At 74.5% G+C, this 14,675-nt stretch carries 17 protein-coding genes; 14 read left to right on the top strand and 3 right to left on the bottom strand.

The features are described from left to right. Positions 1-112: 112 nt before the first annotated feature. The 12 genes from KPF47_RS08010 to pqqE all read left to right on the top strand — a co-directional run bounded on the left by KPF47_RS08010 (position 113) and on the right by pqqE (position 11,283). Positions 113-1,462 carry a hypothetical protein gene (locus KPF47_RS08010; protein ID WP_224387885.1) on the top strand — a complete coding sequence of 450 codons (1,350 nt, stop codon included), beginning with the start codon at positions 113-115 and terminating at the stop codon, positions 1,460-1,462. A 19-nt stretch (positions 1,463-1,481) separates the two neighbouring features. Beyond that, the gene (gene rnhA, locus KPF47_RS08005; RefSeq protein ID WP_224387884.1) at positions 1,482-1,973 is read left to right on the top strand and encodes a ribonuclease HI; all 492 of its coding nucleotides are present in this window, start codon (positions 1,482-1,484) and stop codon (positions 1,971-1,973) included. A gap of 24 nt (positions 1,974-1,997) precedes the next feature. Further along, the gene (locus KPF47_RS08000; RefSeq protein WP_224387883.1) at positions 1,998-4,094 is read left to right on the top strand and encodes a prolyl oligopeptidase family serine peptidase; all 2,097 of its coding nucleotides are present in this window, start codon (positions 1,998-2,000) and stop codon (positions 4,092-4,094) included. Positions 4,095-4,327: 233 nt separating this feature from the next. Next, positions 4,328-4,561, top strand: coding sequence for a rubredoxin (gene rd / locus KPF47_RS07995; RefSeq protein ID WP_374108813.1), 234 nt, complete (start codon positions 4,328-4,330; stop codon positions 4,559-4,561). Positions 4,562-4,580: 19 nt separating this feature from the next. Then, positions 4,581-5,342: a ribonucleotide-diphosphate reductase subunit beta gene (locus KPF47_RS07990; RefSeq protein WP_224387882.1), complete on the top strand. Its 762-nt coding sequence runs from the start codon at positions 4,581-4,583 to the stop codon at positions 5,340-5,342. A 550-nt stretch (positions 5,343-5,892) separates the two neighbouring features. Then, positions 5,893-6,357, top strand: a complete 465-nt coding sequence (locus KPF47_RS07985; RefSeq protein ID WP_224387881.1) for an MSMEG_3727 family PQQ-associated protein — start codon at positions 5,893-5,895, stop codon at positions 6,355-6,357. 14 nt (positions 6,358-6,371) lie between these two features. After that, complete coding sequence (locus KPF47_RS07980; RefSeq protein ID WP_224387880.1) at positions 6,372-8,060, top strand: PQQ-dependent dehydrogenase, methanol/ethanol family; 1,689 nt, start codon at positions 6,372-6,374, stop codon at positions 8,058-8,060. A gap of 49 nt (positions 8,061-8,109) precedes the next feature. Beyond that, complete coding sequence (pqqA, locus tag KPF47_RS07975) at positions 8,110-8,202, top strand: pyrroloquinoline quinone precursor peptide PqqA (RefSeq protein ID WP_060712366.1); 93 nt, start codon at positions 8,110-8,112, stop codon at positions 8,200-8,202. Positions 8,203-8,270: 68 nt separating this feature from the next. After that, positions 8,271-9,164 carry a pyrroloquinoline quinone biosynthesis protein PqqB gene (gene pqqB, locus KPF47_RS07970; RefSeq protein ID WP_224387879.1) on the top strand — a complete coding sequence of 298 codons (894 nt, stop codon included), beginning with the start codon at positions 8,271-8,273 and terminating at the stop codon, positions 9,162-9,164. Between the two features lies 1 nt (position 9,165). Next, positions 9,166-9,855 (top strand): pyrroloquinoline-quinone synthase PqqC, encoded by a 690-nt coding sequence (gene pqqC, locus KPF47_RS07965; RefSeq protein ID WP_224387878.1) that lies wholly within the window; start codon positions 9,166-9,168, stop codon positions 9,853-9,855. Then, a complete protein-coding gene (pqqD, locus tag KPF47_RS07960; RefSeq protein ID WP_224387877.1) occupies positions 9,842-10,204 on the top strand; it encodes a pyrroloquinoline quinone biosynthesis peptide chaperone PqqD in 363 nt (120 codons plus the stop codon). The genes pqqC and pqqD overlap by 14 nt, the downstream gene beginning before the upstream one ends. Further along, entirely contained in the window at positions 10,201-11,283 is a 1,083-nt protein-coding gene (gene pqqE / locus KPF47_RS07955) for a pyrroloquinoline quinone biosynthesis protein PqqE (protein WP_224387876.1), read from the top strand. Before pqqD ends, pqqE begins: the two co-directional genes overlap by 4 nt. Positions 11,284-11,565: 282 nt before the next feature. Here the strand turns inward: pqqE and KPF47_RS07950 are convergent, their stop codons facing one another. Beyond that, positions 11,566-12,222 carry an SMI1/KNR4 family protein gene (locus KPF47_RS07950; protein ID WP_224387875.1) on the bottom strand — a complete coding sequence of 219 codons (657 nt, stop codon included), beginning with the start codon at positions 12,220-12,222 and terminating at the stop codon, positions 11,566-11,568. 124 nt (positions 12,223-12,346) lie between these two features. On the opposite strand from KPF47_RS07950, the gene KPF47_RS07945 reads away from it, so the two are divergent. Both KPF47_RS07945 and KPF47_RS07940 read left to right on the top strand, forming a co-directional pair. Further along, the gene (locus tag KPF47_RS07945) at positions 12,347-12,724 is read left to right on the top strand and encodes an FKBP-type peptidyl-prolyl cis-trans isomerase (RefSeq protein WP_224387874.1); all 378 of its coding nucleotides are present in this window, start codon (positions 12,347-12,349) and stop codon (positions 12,722-12,724) included. After that, on the top strand, positions 12,721-13,224 hold the full coding sequence (locus tag KPF47_RS07940; RefSeq protein ID WP_224387907.1) for a metallophosphoesterase: 504 nt from the start codon (positions 12,721-12,723) through the stop codon (positions 13,222-13,224). Before KPF47_RS07945 ends, KPF47_RS07940 begins: the two co-directional genes overlap by 4 nt. Positions 13,225-13,229: 5 nt before the next feature. Here KPF47_RS07940 and KPF47_RS07935 read toward each other — a convergent pair whose 3' ends face one another. Both KPF47_RS07935 and KPF47_RS07930 read right to left on the bottom strand, forming a co-directional pair. After that, complete coding sequence (locus KPF47_RS07935) at positions 13,230-13,448, bottom strand: hypothetical protein (RefSeq protein ID WP_224387873.1); 219 nt, start codon at positions 13,446-13,448, stop codon at positions 13,230-13,232. Positions 13,449-13,464: 16 nt separating this feature from the next. Next, a complete protein-coding gene (locus KPF47_RS07930) occupies positions 13,465-14,562 on the bottom strand; it encodes a sodium:calcium antiporter (RefSeq protein ID WP_224387872.1) in 1,098 nt (365 codons plus the stop codon). Positions 14,563-14,675: the final 113 nt, after the last annotated feature.

Here is a 14,675-nt window from a genome sequence, read left to right as displayed (position 1 = left end):
GTGTCTGTTGTAGACGACAAGCGGCTATCTGACCTGCCGTTTGATCTGTCGTCGAGGGGTCAATGGAAACTCGACAAGTCGTTCTGAAACGACCTCTTAGCGTCCCGGACCGATGAGCGCTCCCCACGCCGACGACCGCACCCCCGCGCGCCCGGACGGCCGCCGCAACGGGCATCCGACGACGGTGCTGCCCGGGGCCGGGCCCGCCGGCGGCGGCCCGCCCGCCGGCACCACGGCACCCGCCTCCCCCACCGCACCCGCCGGGCCACCGGTCAGCCCGGTGCCGGTCCCCGCCCCGCGGACCGAGGACCCGACCGGCGGCCCGGTCGGAGCGACGCCGGAACCCGCTCCGGAACCGGTCGAGCTGACCGGGCCGGTCGACATCCGCAACCGGCCGGGCCCCCGGACCCCGCCGCTGCCCTGGCCCGCGGTGCCCGCCGCGGACGAGCCGCCGCCGGGCGGGGTCCCCGCGCAGCGGAGTGCACCCGGCGCGGGTCCGGCCGACCGGTCCGGCGGAGCCGGACCGTCCCCGGCGGGCGACCCCGGCCGACCGGGACCCGCCCGGACCGGGGAGCCGGGACCGGGGCCCACCGCAGGCCTGGGCGCGCCACCGCAGGTGGGACGTGGTGCCGGACCGCAGACGCCCCCGGGCACGGGTACGTGGCCGGCTCCCGGCCGGTGGCCCACCGGGCACGTCCGGACCGGACCGGTGCCGCGGTGGGCCACGGGCACCGGGCCGGGGCGTGCCCCCGCGCCCACCGCGCCGTGGGCGGCAGCGGCGCCGGGCGCCGGCCCGCCCGGCGGTCCGTACCTCGCCGCCCCCGTGCCCGTGGTGTACCCGCCCGGTCACGCCCCGTCCGGACCACCGGCGGGCCGGGCGGCCGCCCTGCGCGACCGGATGTCCGCGGTGCGGCTCCCCGGCGGCGGGTTGCGCGGGGCCGTACCGCACCGGGTCGCGGCGCTCGCCGTGGTCGCGACCCTCGTGCTGGCCGCGGCGGCCGCCGTCGCCTCACACCCGGGGTCCGAACGCGCCGACGGCCCGGGCCGCGGTCCGGAGGCCGGCGTCGCGCCGGTCCCGGCCCCGCCGGATCTGGTCGCGGGCACCACCGCCGCCGACCCGGCCGCGTTCGGGTCGCCGGTCTCGTTCACCTCGCCGACCGGCAACATCTCCTGCCGGATCACCGGCGGCGCCGGGGACGGCGCGGTCCGCTGCGACCTCACCTCCCGGACCTGGTCGGCGGGCGACTGCCCGGACGCGGCACTGGTCACCGGCGGGGGGTCGGGCGCCCGTACCGAGTGCGGTGGCGCGCCCGTCGGGTCCGGCGCGGCGGTGCTCGACTACGGCACCCGTCTCACCGAGGGCGACATCACCTGCGTCAGCTCGCGCGCCGGCGGCGAGTGCCGCGACGGCCGCACCGGCGCCGGCTTCTCCGCGGCCCGGGCCGCGTACCGCACGTACTGAGCCGCTACCGTCACCGACCGTGAGCACCGCCGACCCGACCGCCGTCGTCGAGATCTTCACCGACGGGGCGTGCGTCCCGAACCCCGGGCCGGGCGGCTGGGGTGCGGTCCTGCGTTACGGCAGCCACGAGCGCGAGCTGCACGGCGGCGAGCCGGACCGCACGACGAACAACCGGATGGAGCTGACCGCCCCGATCCGCGCGCTGGACGCGCTGACCCGGCGCAGCGTCGTCCACCTGCACACCGACAGCACCTACGTGCGCAACGGCATCACCCAGTGGCTGCCGCGCTGGCAGGCGCGCGGCTGGCGCACCGCAGCCGGTGAGCCGGTCAAGAACGACGACCTGTGGCGCGAGCTCGACGCCGCCGTCCGCCGGCACGAGGTCACCTGGTTCTGGGTGAAGGGCCACGCCGGGCACCCGGAGAACGAGCGCGCCGACCGGCTGGCGGCCCGCGGCTGCGAGGAGGCGGGCGGGCGCGCGTCCGGGAAGCGGCCCTCCCGCACCCGGTGACGCCGGGGGGATAGCGTCGGCCGGGTGGCCGACTCGTTCCCCCGCCTGCACGCCCGCACCCGTCGCTTCTCCCTCGGGGTCCCCCGCGGGTTCACCGTCGCCCCGGACGGGTCGCGGGCGGTGTTCCTGCGCAGCCGTTCCGGCACCGACCCGGTCACCTGCCTCTGGTCGGTCGACGCCGCGACCGGCGCCGAGCGGCTGCTCGTCGACCCGGCGTCGGTGCCCGGGCTGCCGGGCGAGGAGGACCTGCCCGCCGCCGAACGGGCCCGCCGGGAACGGGTCCGCGAGCAGGCGGGTGGCGTCGTCGGCTACACCACCGACGCCGCGGTCACCCGGGCGGTGTTCGCGCTGTCCGGGCGGCCGTTCACCGTCGCGCTGACCGGGGAGCCGGACGTGCGTCCGCTCGACGTCGGCGGGGTCGAGGCCGTGGTGGACCCGCGGATCGACCCGAACGGCGCCCGGGTGGCCTTCGTCGCCGACCGCGCGCTGCACCTGCACGACCTCACGACCGGCACGACGCGTGCCGTCCTCACCCCCGGCCACGACGACGAGTCCTGGGGCCTGCCCGACTTCGCCGCGGCCGAGGAGATGGGTCGCTTCCGCGGGTTCTGGTGGTCCCCCGACGGCGGCGCGCTGCTGGTCGCCCGGGTCGACGAGTCACCGGTCGCCCGCTGGCACATCGCCGACCCCGCGCACCCCGACCGCGTCCCGGCCACCGTGCGCTACCCCGCCGCCGGCACCCCGAACGCCGGCGTCGGGCTGGTGATCGTCGCGCTCGACGGCAGCCGTACCCCGGTGACCTGGGACGACGAGGCCTACGAGTACCTCGCCACGGCCGGCTGGGACGCCCACGGTCCGCTGCTGTCGGTCCAGCCGCGCGACCAGCGGGAGATCCACACCCTGGCCGTCGACCCCGCGACCGGGGAGACCATCACGCTGCACTCCCAGACCGACCCGGTCTGGGTGGAGAACGTGCCGGGCGTCCCGGCGCGCACCGCGTCCGGGGCGCTGGTGCGAGCGGAGGACTCCGGCGGTGCGCGCCGGCTCGTCGTCGGCGACACCGTCGTCACGGGCCCGGAGCTCCAGCTGCGCGAGGTCCTCGGCGTCGACGGCGAGACCGTCCTGTTCCGGGCCTCGACGGAGCCGACCTCGGTCGCGGTCCTCGCGGTGACCCCGGGGTCGGAGCCGGTCGCGCTCTCCCCGGCGACCGGGGTGCACGCCGCCACCGCCGCCGGGGGCACCACCGTGCGCGTCTCCCAGGACCTCGCCACGGCACCGCACGCGGTGCTGGTCACCGCCGACGGGGCGGAGCACCCGGTCGCCGGGCACGCCCTCGACCCCGGGTTCGCCCCGGCCCCGGTGCTGCACTCGTTCGGCGAGCGGGAGCTGCGCACCGCGGTGTTCCTGCCGTCCGGACACGTCCCCGGCACCCCGCTGCCGGTGCTGCTCGACCCCTACGGCGGGCCGCACTCCCAGCGCGTGCTGCAGTCCCGCAACGCGCACCTGACCAGCCGCTGGTTCGCCGAGCAGGGGTTCGCCGTCCTGGTGACCGACGGCCGTGGCTCCCCGGGGCGGGGCCCGGAGTTCGAGCGCGCGATCCACGGCGACCTGGCGGGTCCGGTACTGGAGGACCAGGTGGCGGCGCTGCACGCCGCGGCCCGCGCCTACCCCGACCTCGACCTGGGTCGGGTGGGCATCCGGGGCTGGTCCTTCGGCGGGTACCTGTCCGCACTGGCGGTCCTGCGGCGCCCGGACGTCTTCCACGCGGGCGTCGCCGGCGCGCCGGTCACCGACTGGACGCTCTACGACACCCACTACACCGAGCGGTACCTCGGGATGCCCGGCGGCGAGCCGTACACCCGCTCCTCGATCCTCGACGACGCCGCGACCCCGCCCTCGCCGGAGCGGCCGCACCGGCCGCTGATGATCGTGCACGGTCTCGCCGACGACAACGTCGTCGCCGCGCACACCCTGCGGCTGTCCTCGGCGCTGCTCGCGGCCGGACGCCCGCACCAGGTGCTGCCGCTCTCCGGCGTCACCCACATGACACCGCAGGAGGTCGTCGCGGAGAACCTGCTGCTCCTGCAGGTCGGGTTCCTCCGGGACGCGCTCGGCGCCTGAGCGCGACCACGTGTCCCATCGAATCCGACGATCACCGCGAGCGACCCGCACCTGATCTCTGCCCGCCGCGTCGTCGCAGGTGGGAACGCTGCGCCGCCGGCCGGGACCGGTCACGCGGCGGCCGGCCGCCGGCCCATCCGGGCCCCGGGCCCGCTTGCGACCCCGCTCACACTGTGGCTCCCTGGGCCTCAGGGACACCTCCGCCGGGCCCGGTCACGGGCGAGCAGGCGGGCGTGGGCGACGACGCCGTGGGGAGCAGCATGACGATGTCCGGTCCGACCACCCGGTCCCGGTGGATCTGCGAGCCGTGCGGCTTCGTCTACGACCCGGAGGAGGGCGACCCGGACGGCGGCATCGAGCCGGGCACCCCCTTCGAGGACATCCCCGACGACTGGATGTGCCCGATCTGCGGCGCCACCAAGTCGGACTTCCGTCCGTTGGAGCCGGGAGAGCAGTTCCCGGGGTGAGGACACCGAGACCATGGTCATGATCGCCGGATACGACCACTTCGTCCAGCTGGCCGAGTCGCTGCAGTGGGACGAGACCGACCTCGACCTGGGCCCGGACCGCGACGCGTGGACCCGGCTCGCGCCGGACGAGGCGGCGACCGTGCGCGGGCTGGTCGCCGGGTTCGCCGTCGCCGAGGCCTCCGTCGCCGGGCAGCTCGGCTCGTACCAGGCCGCCGCGCAGGACGACACGATGCAGGCCGCGTTCCGCGCCCAGGCCCGCGACGAGGCGCGGCACGCCCGGTTCTTCGACCTCGTCGCCGTGCAGGTGCTGGGCGTCCCCGGCGACACCCCGGCCGACCGGCTGGACGTGCTGCGCCGCGAGGTGAGCTCGGAGCTCGTCGACCTGTTCGAGCACCGGCTGCCGGCGACCGCCCGTCGCCTCGCCGAGGACCACAGCGGGCTGACCGGCGCGGTCGGGCTCTACCACATGGTGATCGAGGGCGTGGTCCTGCTGGCCGGCCAGCACGCGATGCTCCAGGCCCTCGACGGGCTGTCCGTCCCGCTGCCGGGCGTGCACCGCGGGACCGGGCTGGTCCTGCGCGACGAGCGCTGGCACATCGGCTTCGGGTCGCGGGTCGTGCAGAGCGCCGAGCTGGGCGGCGAGGAGGCCGACGCGCTGCTCGAGCAGAGGGAGACCGCGGCGAAGGTCTGGGGCGGGCTCATCACCCCCGAGGCGATCGCGCTGGCGGTCAAGCAGCACCACAGGCGGCTGAAGGCGGCGGGCATCAAGTTCTGGTGACGCCCCCGCCACGGTCACCACACTTTTCCGAAACATGTGTTGCATTCACCCGACCGAACCGCACGACCTGCACGGAATGGGTACGGACGCGTTCGGCCGGTGACGAGCCGCGGTGTCCGCACCGGAGCCCTCGCGGCCGCCCGGGGCGCACCGTCGCACGTCACGGCGGGCGCGGCGGCCCACCACCGGCCCCGGTGGTTGTCGCCGCACCGATCGTCCCGTTCAGGTCCGGCGACACCGTCCGGCATTTCTCGCCGCCATTTCCTGCCATTCCCCAGGGCGCCACGGGACAACGCGGACACAGTCCGTCGGAATTCCCGACGAATCGTTCGCGGACGGCACGACCGACCCCTGCGCGACCGGTATGACCTGCAGGAAGATCGTCCCGGTCGGCGGCGACCGACCGAGGGAGATCATTTCGCATTCACGCTCGCGCGTTCATGATCGTCGGTGCAGAATCGGATACCGGCGCGGGGTTGACGCTTACCACCGCGCGGCGTGAAGGTGATCACGTACCCGCCGACGAATTGCGCTCGGGAGGAAAGTGTCAATGACGACAACCGAAGACGAACGCGCGGAACAGCTGGCCGCCGCGGGTCTCGACGGGCAGAACCGGCTCGCGCTGGGCCGGCTGCTCGGCAGCGGGACCATCGGCTACGCCGAGGAGGGGCCCGACGGCGTGCTCCGGGCGACGATCCGGATCCCCGAGGACGAGATCTGCTACGAGCCCGGGATCCTCATCCTCCCGCACGGCGGGGACATCGAGCTGACCCTGATCAACGACGACAAGAACACCCACTGCGCGGTGCTGCCCAGCAACGGCGACCCGAAGTTCATCTGGCTGGTGAACCACTCCAAGGGCACCGCGAAGATCAACCTCGACGGGCCGGGCACCTACTACTACGGCTCCGCGAGCGGCAACGACGAGGGCCGCGGTCTCACCGGCTCCATCGTCATCGGGGGCGAGGTACCCGACCACGCCAAGCTCGACCGTCCCCCGCAGCCGCGACCGTAGGAGAGGAACCCGAGATGACCGACTACGTCGACGCGGGTGAAGCGATCCCGCACGTACAGCTCAGCAACGTCCGGGGCGAGGCCCCGGCGACCTCCGCCGTGGACTACGACCGTATCCGCGGCGCCCGCTCGGAGCCGCAGAACTGGCTGACCTACTACGGCACCTACGACGGCCAGCGCTACAGCGAGCTCGACCAGATCGACAAGGACTCGGTCCGCAGGCTGTCGCCCGCCTGGGTCTTCCAGGCCGGCGCGGTCGGGATGCAGTCCGGCGCGTCCACCTACTCGTTCGAGGCGTCACCCATCGTCGTTGAGGGCGTCATGTACGTCTCCGGCCCGGACGGCCGCGCCTGGGCGATCGACGCGAGGACCGGTGAGGAGCTCTGGCGGTACAAGCACGCCTCGCCCTACGACGTGTCGCTGTGCTGCGGCAACGTCAACCGCGGTCTGGCCGTCGGGCACGGCAAGGTCTACATGTACACGCTCAACGCGCACATCATCGCGCTGGACGCGACGACCGGGAAGGTCGTGTGGGACACCGTCAACGGCGACGTCCGCGCCGGGGAGAGCGGCTCGGTCGCGCCGCTGATCGTCAAGGACCTGGTGATCGTCGGCAGCGCCGGCGGGGAGTTCGGCGTCCGCGGTCACCTCGACGCGTTCGACGCGGAGACCGGGGAGCGGCGCTGGCGCTGCTACACCGTTCCGAAGCCGGGCGAGCCCGGCTCGGAGACCTGGCCCGACGACGGCGAGGCCTGGCAGCGCGGCGGCGCGAACTGCTGGGTGACGCCCACCTACGACCCGGAGCTGGAGCTGCTGTTCCAGGGCACCGGCAACCCGGCGCCGGACTTCGACGGCGGGGTCCGGCCGGGCGACAACCTCTACACCGACTCGACGATCGCGGTCGACGTCAACACCGGCGAGATCCGGTGGCACTACCAGTTCACCCCGCACGACCTGTGGGACTACGACTCCACGATGGAGAACGTCCTGTTCGACGCACCGGACGGGCGCAAGCTGCTCGCCCACGCGGACAAGAACGGCTACTTCTTCGTCCTCGACCGCACCGACGGCGAGCTCGTGCGGGTGTTCCCGTTCGTCGACCGGATCACCTGGGGCGAGATCACCCCCGAGGGCAAGGTGACGCCGAAGATCTACCCGGACGAGGAGGGCGTCCCGGTGCACTTCTGGCCGGGCCCGGCGGGTGGCAAGGAATGGACGCACATGTCCTACAACCCGCAGACCGGGTTGATGTACGTGCCCGTCCAGGAGGTCGGGGCGACCGCCACCCGGCGCCGCCGCGAGTTCAAGGAGTCCATCCCCTACTGGGGCGCCGGCGTCGCCGTCGACATCGAGGACTTCTACGGCTTCGTCGCCGCCATCGACCCGCTGACCGGCGAGGAGAAGTGGCGCTGGAACAACGAGTACCCGATGTGCGCCTCGACGCTGACCACCGCGGGCGGCCTGGTCTTCCAGGGCACCCCGACCGGCGAGTTCGTCGCGCTCGACGCCTCGACCGGGGAGAAGCTCTGGTCGTTCCAGTGCGGCAGCGGTCACCACTCCAGCCCGACCACGTTCGAGGTCGACGGACGGCAGTACATCGCCGTACCGACCGGGTGGGGCGGCTGGGTCGAGGGGTTCCTGCCGGGCCTGCTCGGTGCGGCTGCCGGCGACGCGTTGTTCTGCTTCGCGCTGCCCGAGCAGTAGGACCCGCTGTTCCGGGGAACCCGGACGTCGTGAGGAGGGAGGTGATCGCATGGAGTCGACCACCGAGTGGGAGGCGCCGGAGTTCGAGGAGATCGGCTGCGCGCCCGAGGTGACGATGTACATCGCCCGTACCGAGGCGTGAGTGGCCGACGGCCGGGGGTGCGCGAGCAGCGCGCCCCCGGCCGTCGCCGTGGGAACAGTGGGGGTGCGATGAGGATCCGGGTTCTGGGATCGGCGGCGGGTGGCGGGTTCCCGCAGTGGAACTGCGGCTGTCCGGGCTGCCGGGCGGTGCGCGACGGCTCACGGCCGGCGACACCGCGTACCCAGTCCTCGGTCGCCGTCTCCCCGGACAGGGAGCGCTGGTGGCTGGTCAACGCCTCCCCCGACGTGCGCACCCAGCTCGCCGACACACCGGCCCTGCACCCGACCGGTGACCGCACGACCCCGCTGCGGGGGGTGCTGCTCACCGACGCCGAAATCGACCACACCCTGGGGCTGGTGCTGCTGCGCGAGGGCCGCGGGGTGTCGCTGCACGCCACCGCGGCGACCGAGCGGACCCTGCGCGAGGGATCCGGGCTGCTGGGCACCCTGGAGCGGTTCTGCCCGGTGACCTGGACCGAGGTCGTCCCGGGCTCCGACCACGACCTCGGCGGGCTCGCCTACCGCGCGTTCGAGGCACCGACGGGCAAGCACGACCGGTTCGGGGTCGCCGAGGGACTGCCCGGCCGCGTCGTCGGGTACCGGTTCACCGACACCGCGTCCGGCCGGTACGCGGTGTACCTGCCCGGCGTGCAGGAGCTGACCCCCGCCGTCCTGGACGAGATCGACGGCGCGGACCTGCTGCTCGTCGACGGCACGACCTGGCACGACGACGAGCTGGTCCGGCTGGGGCTGGCCGCGAAGACGGCGCACGACATGGGACACCTGCACGTCGGCGGCCGGGGTGGCAGCCTGGAGGTGCTCACCGGACTCGGTGTGCCCCGGATCGTCTACGTGCACGTCAACAACACCAACCCCGTCCTGCTGGAGGACTCCGCCGAACGCGCCGCGGTCACCGCCGCCGGCGTCGTCGTCGGGTACGACGGACTGGAACTGGAGGTCTGACATGACCGCTCCGGACACCGCACTGGTGGCGCGGCTGCGGGCGCACGCCGCGCAGTACCACTCCGCGCACCCGTTCCACGTCCGCATGAACGACGGCACCCTCACCCCCGACCAGATCCGCGGCTGGGTCGCGAACCGGTTCGCCTACCAGGAGGCCATCCCGGTCAAGGACGCGGCGATCCTCTCGAACTGCCCCGACGTCGGGGTACGGCGGCGCTGGATCCGCCGGATCGTCGATCATGACGGCACCCCCGACGAGGGCGACGCCTCCGGCGGCATCGAGGCGTGGCTGCGGCTCGGCGAGGCGTGCGGGCTGAGCCGGTCGGAGATCACCGACCACCGGCACGTGCAGCCCGGCGTGCGGTTCGCCGTCGACGCCTACGTGGGCTTCGCCCGCACGCGGCCGTGGGTCGAGGCGGTCGCGTCGTCGCTGACCGAGCTGTTCGCGCCGGACCTGATGGCCGAGCGGCTGGCGGCCTTCGAGAAGTACTACACCTGGATCGACCCGGACGGGCTGCAGTACTTCCGCAACCGGTTGTTCCAGGCCCCGCGCGACTCCGAGCACGCGCTGGAGGTCGTCGTCGCGCACTGCCGCACACCGGCCGAGCAGGACGCCGCCGAGGCCGCGCTCTCGTTCAAGTGCGACGTGCTCTGGGCGATCATGGATGCGATCGACCATGCCTACGCGTGACGGGTCGACGGCCGCCGGTGCGGCGAGGGTCCCGGTGCCGCGGCGCGGCGAGCGGGCCGCCCGCACGCCCGCGGTGACCGGCGACTCCCGGCCCCGGCTGGGCAGGCACGTGCGAATGCGACCGGACCGCCCGACGGACGGCTGGGTGCTGCTGGGACCGGAGACCGTCGTGGTGCTGAACCGGACCGGGCACGCGGTGCTGCGCCTGTGCGACGGCGAGCGCAGCGTCGACGACATCGTCGCCGCGCTGGTCGCGGACTTCGACGAGGCCGACGCGCTCGTCGTCGCCGACCAGGTCCGGGACTACCTGGCCCGGCTCCTCGCCCGGAACCTGGTGGCGCTCGGATGAGCGCGCCCCGCCCGTTCGGGCTGCTCGCCGAGCTCACCTACCGCTGCCCGCTGGCCTGCGCGTACTGCTCGAACCCGATCGAGCTGGCCCGCTACGACGACGAGCTGTCCACCGCCGACTGGCAACGCGTGTTCGGCGAGGCCGCGGCCATGGGCGTGCTGCAGTGCCACCTGTCCGGCGGCGAGCCGCTGCTGCGCCGGGACCTCCCCGAGCTGGTCCGCACCGCGTGCGAGCTGGGCATGTACACCAACCTGGTGACCAGCGCGATCGGTCTGTCGCCACCGCGGGCCCGGGCGCTGCGCGACGCGGGGCTGGACCACGTGCAGGTCAGCGTGCAGGCCGACGAGCCCGCCACCTCCGACCGGATCGCCGGGATCCGCTCGTTCGACAAGAAGCTCGAGGCGTGCCGGCTGGTCCGCGAGCTGGGCTGGCCGCTGACGGTCAACGTGGTGCTGCACCGGCAGAACATCGACCGGATCGGCGCCGTCCTCGATCTCGTGGAGCGGCTCGGTGCCGACCGGGTCGAGCTCGCGAACACCCAGTACTACGGCTGGGCGTGGCGCAACCGGTCGTCGCTGCTCCCGACGCGCGAGCAGCTCGACCGGGCCGAGGAGGTCGTCGCCGACGCCCGGGCGCGGCTGGCCGGGCGGATGGAGGTCGTGCACGTGCTGCCCGACTACTACTCCCGCTACCCCAAACCCTGCATGGGCGGCTGGGCCCAGCGCCAGCTCACCGTCGCGCCGAACGGCGACGCGCTGCCCTGCCCGGCGGCGCAGACCCTGCCGCTGCCGCGGGCCTCGGTCCGCGACGCCGGCCTGTCGGAGATCTGGACCTCGGCGCCGCTGTTCACCGCCTACCGGGGCGAGGACTGGATGCAGGAGCCGTGCCGGACCTGCGACCGGCGCGAGGTCGACCTGGGCGGCTGCCGCTGTCAGGCGTTCCAGCTCACCGGCGACGCCGCGGCCACCGACCCGGTGTGCCACCTGTCGCCCGCGCACGACCTCGTCGAGGACGTGGTGGCCGGGGCGAACCGGCCGGACCGGGTGGACCTGGCGCTGACTCCCCGGCCGCACCGCTGAGCCGACGCTGCGCCCGCTCCGGGCGCCGCGCGGGCGACGCGGGCCGGGGCGACACGGGCCGGGACCGGGCGCGCCGTTCGGGCGCGGGCCGGCGCGGCCGGGCCGGCGGCGACCCGCTCAGCGGCGTCCGGGTCTGCGGCGTCCGGGTCTGCGGCGTTCGGGGCGGCGGCAACCGGGGCGGCGGCGTCCGGGGCGGCGGCGACCGGGGCGGCGGCGACCGGGGCGGCGGCGACCGGGGCGGCGGCGACCGGGGCGGCGGCGACCGGGGCGGCGGCGACCGGGTCAGCGCAGGTGCGGGGCGTCCCAGAAAAGGTACGGCCGGTCCGACGGGTCGACGACCGCGTCGTCGACCGCCGGCCCCGCGGTGATCAGCCGGCGCAGGTAGTCCCCGACGCCGGTCCCGACCACGCGACGCTCGTCCTCGTCCGGACCGGCGACGACGATCTGGCCGACGGTGCCGCCGGGCTCCGGGACGGTGTCGACGACCAGGGCGTTCCCGCCGCCGTCGACGGCCAGCGGCCACCAGCCCGCATCCCAGTAGTGGGCCAGGACCGGGTCGCCCGCACGGACGGTCACGTGGTCGTGCCCCATGTCCGCGACGACGTCGAGCCAGCCGCGGTACTCCCGCGTCGCCTCGTCCAGCGGCACGAAGCGGTACGTCGCGGGGAACAGGCTGGTCGCGACCTCCGGGTGCGGACCGGGCGCGCGGGGGTGGTCGGCCAGCTGGCCGTCGGCGAGCGCGTAGAGCGCCCGCAGCGCGGGCGGGAACTCCCGGCCGAACGCCCCCTCGGCCTCGGCGAGGGCGCCGGACGCCGCGGGGGCGCGCAGGTTGGACGAGGCCGGGATCCCGGCCCGTTCCAGGACGTCCAGCCAGCGGGGCCAGTCGGTCGCGACGCCGTCGTCGGGGGCGTCGCCGGAGGGATCACGGTCACCGGTCACGGTGTGCAGCCTGCCACGAGGGGCGGGCCCGGGACGCAGCCCTCGGCGGGTTCTGGCAGGGTCGGCGCGCACCCCCTCGGCCCGCCCCCCCGCGGGCCGTCCCCGCCCCGTGAGGAGCACGCCCGTGTCCGCACCGCAGAAGCCCGCCGTCGAGGTCGTCGACGGCCCGCTGCCCACCGACCTCGTGAGCGAGGACCTGACCGTCGGCGACGGCCCGGAGGCCAAGCCCGGGGACACCGTCGCCGTGCACTACGTCGGGGTCTCCCAGTCCACCGGCCGCGAGTTCGACAACTCCTACGACCGGGGCCAGCCGCTGCAGTTCGGCCTCGGCGCCGGCCAGGTCATCTCCGGCTGGGACAACGGCGTCGCCGGGATGAAGGTCGGCGGCCGCCGCCGGCTCGTGATCCCGCCGCACCTGGGCTACGGCGCCCAGGGCGCGGGCGGGGTGATCGCCCCGAACGAGACGCTCATCTTCGTCTGCGACCTGGTGGGCGTGCGCTGACCGCGCTCCTGCTGATCTCCGACACCCACCACCCGAGCCGCGGGGCCGCCCATCCCGGTGGGCTCCCCGGGCCGGTGTGGGAGGCCGTCGACGCCGCCGACGTGGTGGTGCACGCCGGCGACTGGTGCTCGGTCGAGCTGCTCGACCGCCTCGTCGCCCGCGCGACCCGGCTGCTCGCCTGCTGGGGCAACAACGACGGCGACGACGTGCGGGCCCGGCTGCCGGAGACGGCCCGGGAGACCGTCGACGGGGTGCGGGTCGCGGTGACCCACGAGACCGGCCCGAAGCAGGGCCGCGAACGCCGGGCGCTCGCCGCGCACCCCGGGACCGACCTGCTGGTGTTCGGGCACTCCCACATCCCGTGGGACTCGACGGTGGACGGGTTGCGCCTGCTCAACCCGGGGTCGCCGACCGACCGGCGCCGGATGCCGACCCACACCTGGATGACGCTGACCCTCGACGACGGCCGGATCGGCGACGTCGCGCTGCACCACCTGTAGGGCGCTCAGTCGTCGTCATCGTCGTCATCGGCGCCGGGCTGCTGCTCCTGCGGCGCCTGCCCGGCCGGGGCCTGCGGGCCGTCGTCGTCCACCCGGGTGGCCGACGGCGGCCCGCCCGCGTCGTCGTCGTCACCGGCGCCCTCGCCCGTGCCGAACACGAGCACCAGACCGACCACCGCGGCCACGACGACCAGCGCCGCGGTCATCCGGTCCTTGGTGAGCATCGACCCTCCCTGGGGCTCAGTCGTCGTCGACGGGGACGCCGCCGAAGACGGTGAGGCTGATGACGAAGTAGGCGATGTAGAGCACGAGCAGCACGACGCCGTGCCAGCGGCGGATCCGCCCGGTACCGAGGAACACCGCGGACAGCACGGTGAGTACGAGCAGGACGGGCAGGTGCCAGACCAGGGCCGTCGGGTCGACCACGATCGCCCCGCCGACCAGCAGGATCACGCCGAGCTTGCCGGTCACCGAGAACACGACGCTGCCGAGCACGTTCGCGACGGCGATCTCGGGTGCGCCGCGCCGCGCCGGTTCGACGGTGATCAGGATGTCCTCGAGCGACAGCGCGAGCGTCGCGATGGTGACCCCGAAGACCGTCCCGCTGATCGCCCAGGTCTCGAGGATCCCCTCGGTGCCCCGCCCGGCGATGAGCGCGCCGACGACCAGCCCGACCAGCGCGATGACGGCGAACAGGACGGTCCGCCCGGGTGGCTGCGCGCGGGCCTTGAGGAACCCGTCGTCGACCCGCAGGTCCTCGGGCAGGCGGAAGCCGGGCGTGCCGGTCGCGTCGGTCCGGGGCGGGCCACCCGCCGCGACCGTCGCGGTCGTGGTCCCGCCGGCCCCGACCCCGGCCTTCTCCAGCTGCTCGTACACCTCGGCGTTGCGCCAGACCGGGCGCCGGGCGGAGTACTCGCGGTAGGCGATCCAGCCGACGAAGGCGACGAACAACAGGATGAGCACGACGCCGGTACCCGCGGTGAGCAGGCCGCCGAGCGCGAGCAGGAACATCACCACCGGGGCGGCGACGTAGAGCGCGAGGTAGTCGCGCGGGACCTCGACCCGGGTCGGCGCGATGATCGCGGCGAGGGCCAGCACGATGCCGGTCAGCGCGATCGTGGTGCCGATGACGGCGCCGAGCGCGACGTCGCTGAGGTCCTCCATGTTCAGCACGACCCCGAACGCGAGGTCGTCGAACTCGATCCCGGTGAAGACGACGGCGATCAGGAACAGCGAGACGGCCCAGCGGCTCGCCACCCCGACCAGGTAGCCGATGAGCTTCTCCGCGCTGTAGACCAGCACGGCGACGCCCAGGACGAACTGGATCACAGGGATCATGCGTCAGCCCCTCGCCACGCTGCCGGGATCACACGATGGTGACCCCCGACACGTGACGATGCAACACTTGACACCGCAAGCGCGAGCGTTTCCGCAGCTCACAGGCACGGCGC

This window comes from Pseudonocardia sp. ICBG1293, from assembly GCF_020131355.1.
Lineage (GTDB): Bacteria > Actinomycetota > Actinomycetes > Mycobacteriales > Pseudonocardiaceae > Pseudonocardia.
Note: the sequence above shows the minus strand (reverse complement) of the source record. Positions and strands in the feature narration are given on the sequence as shown.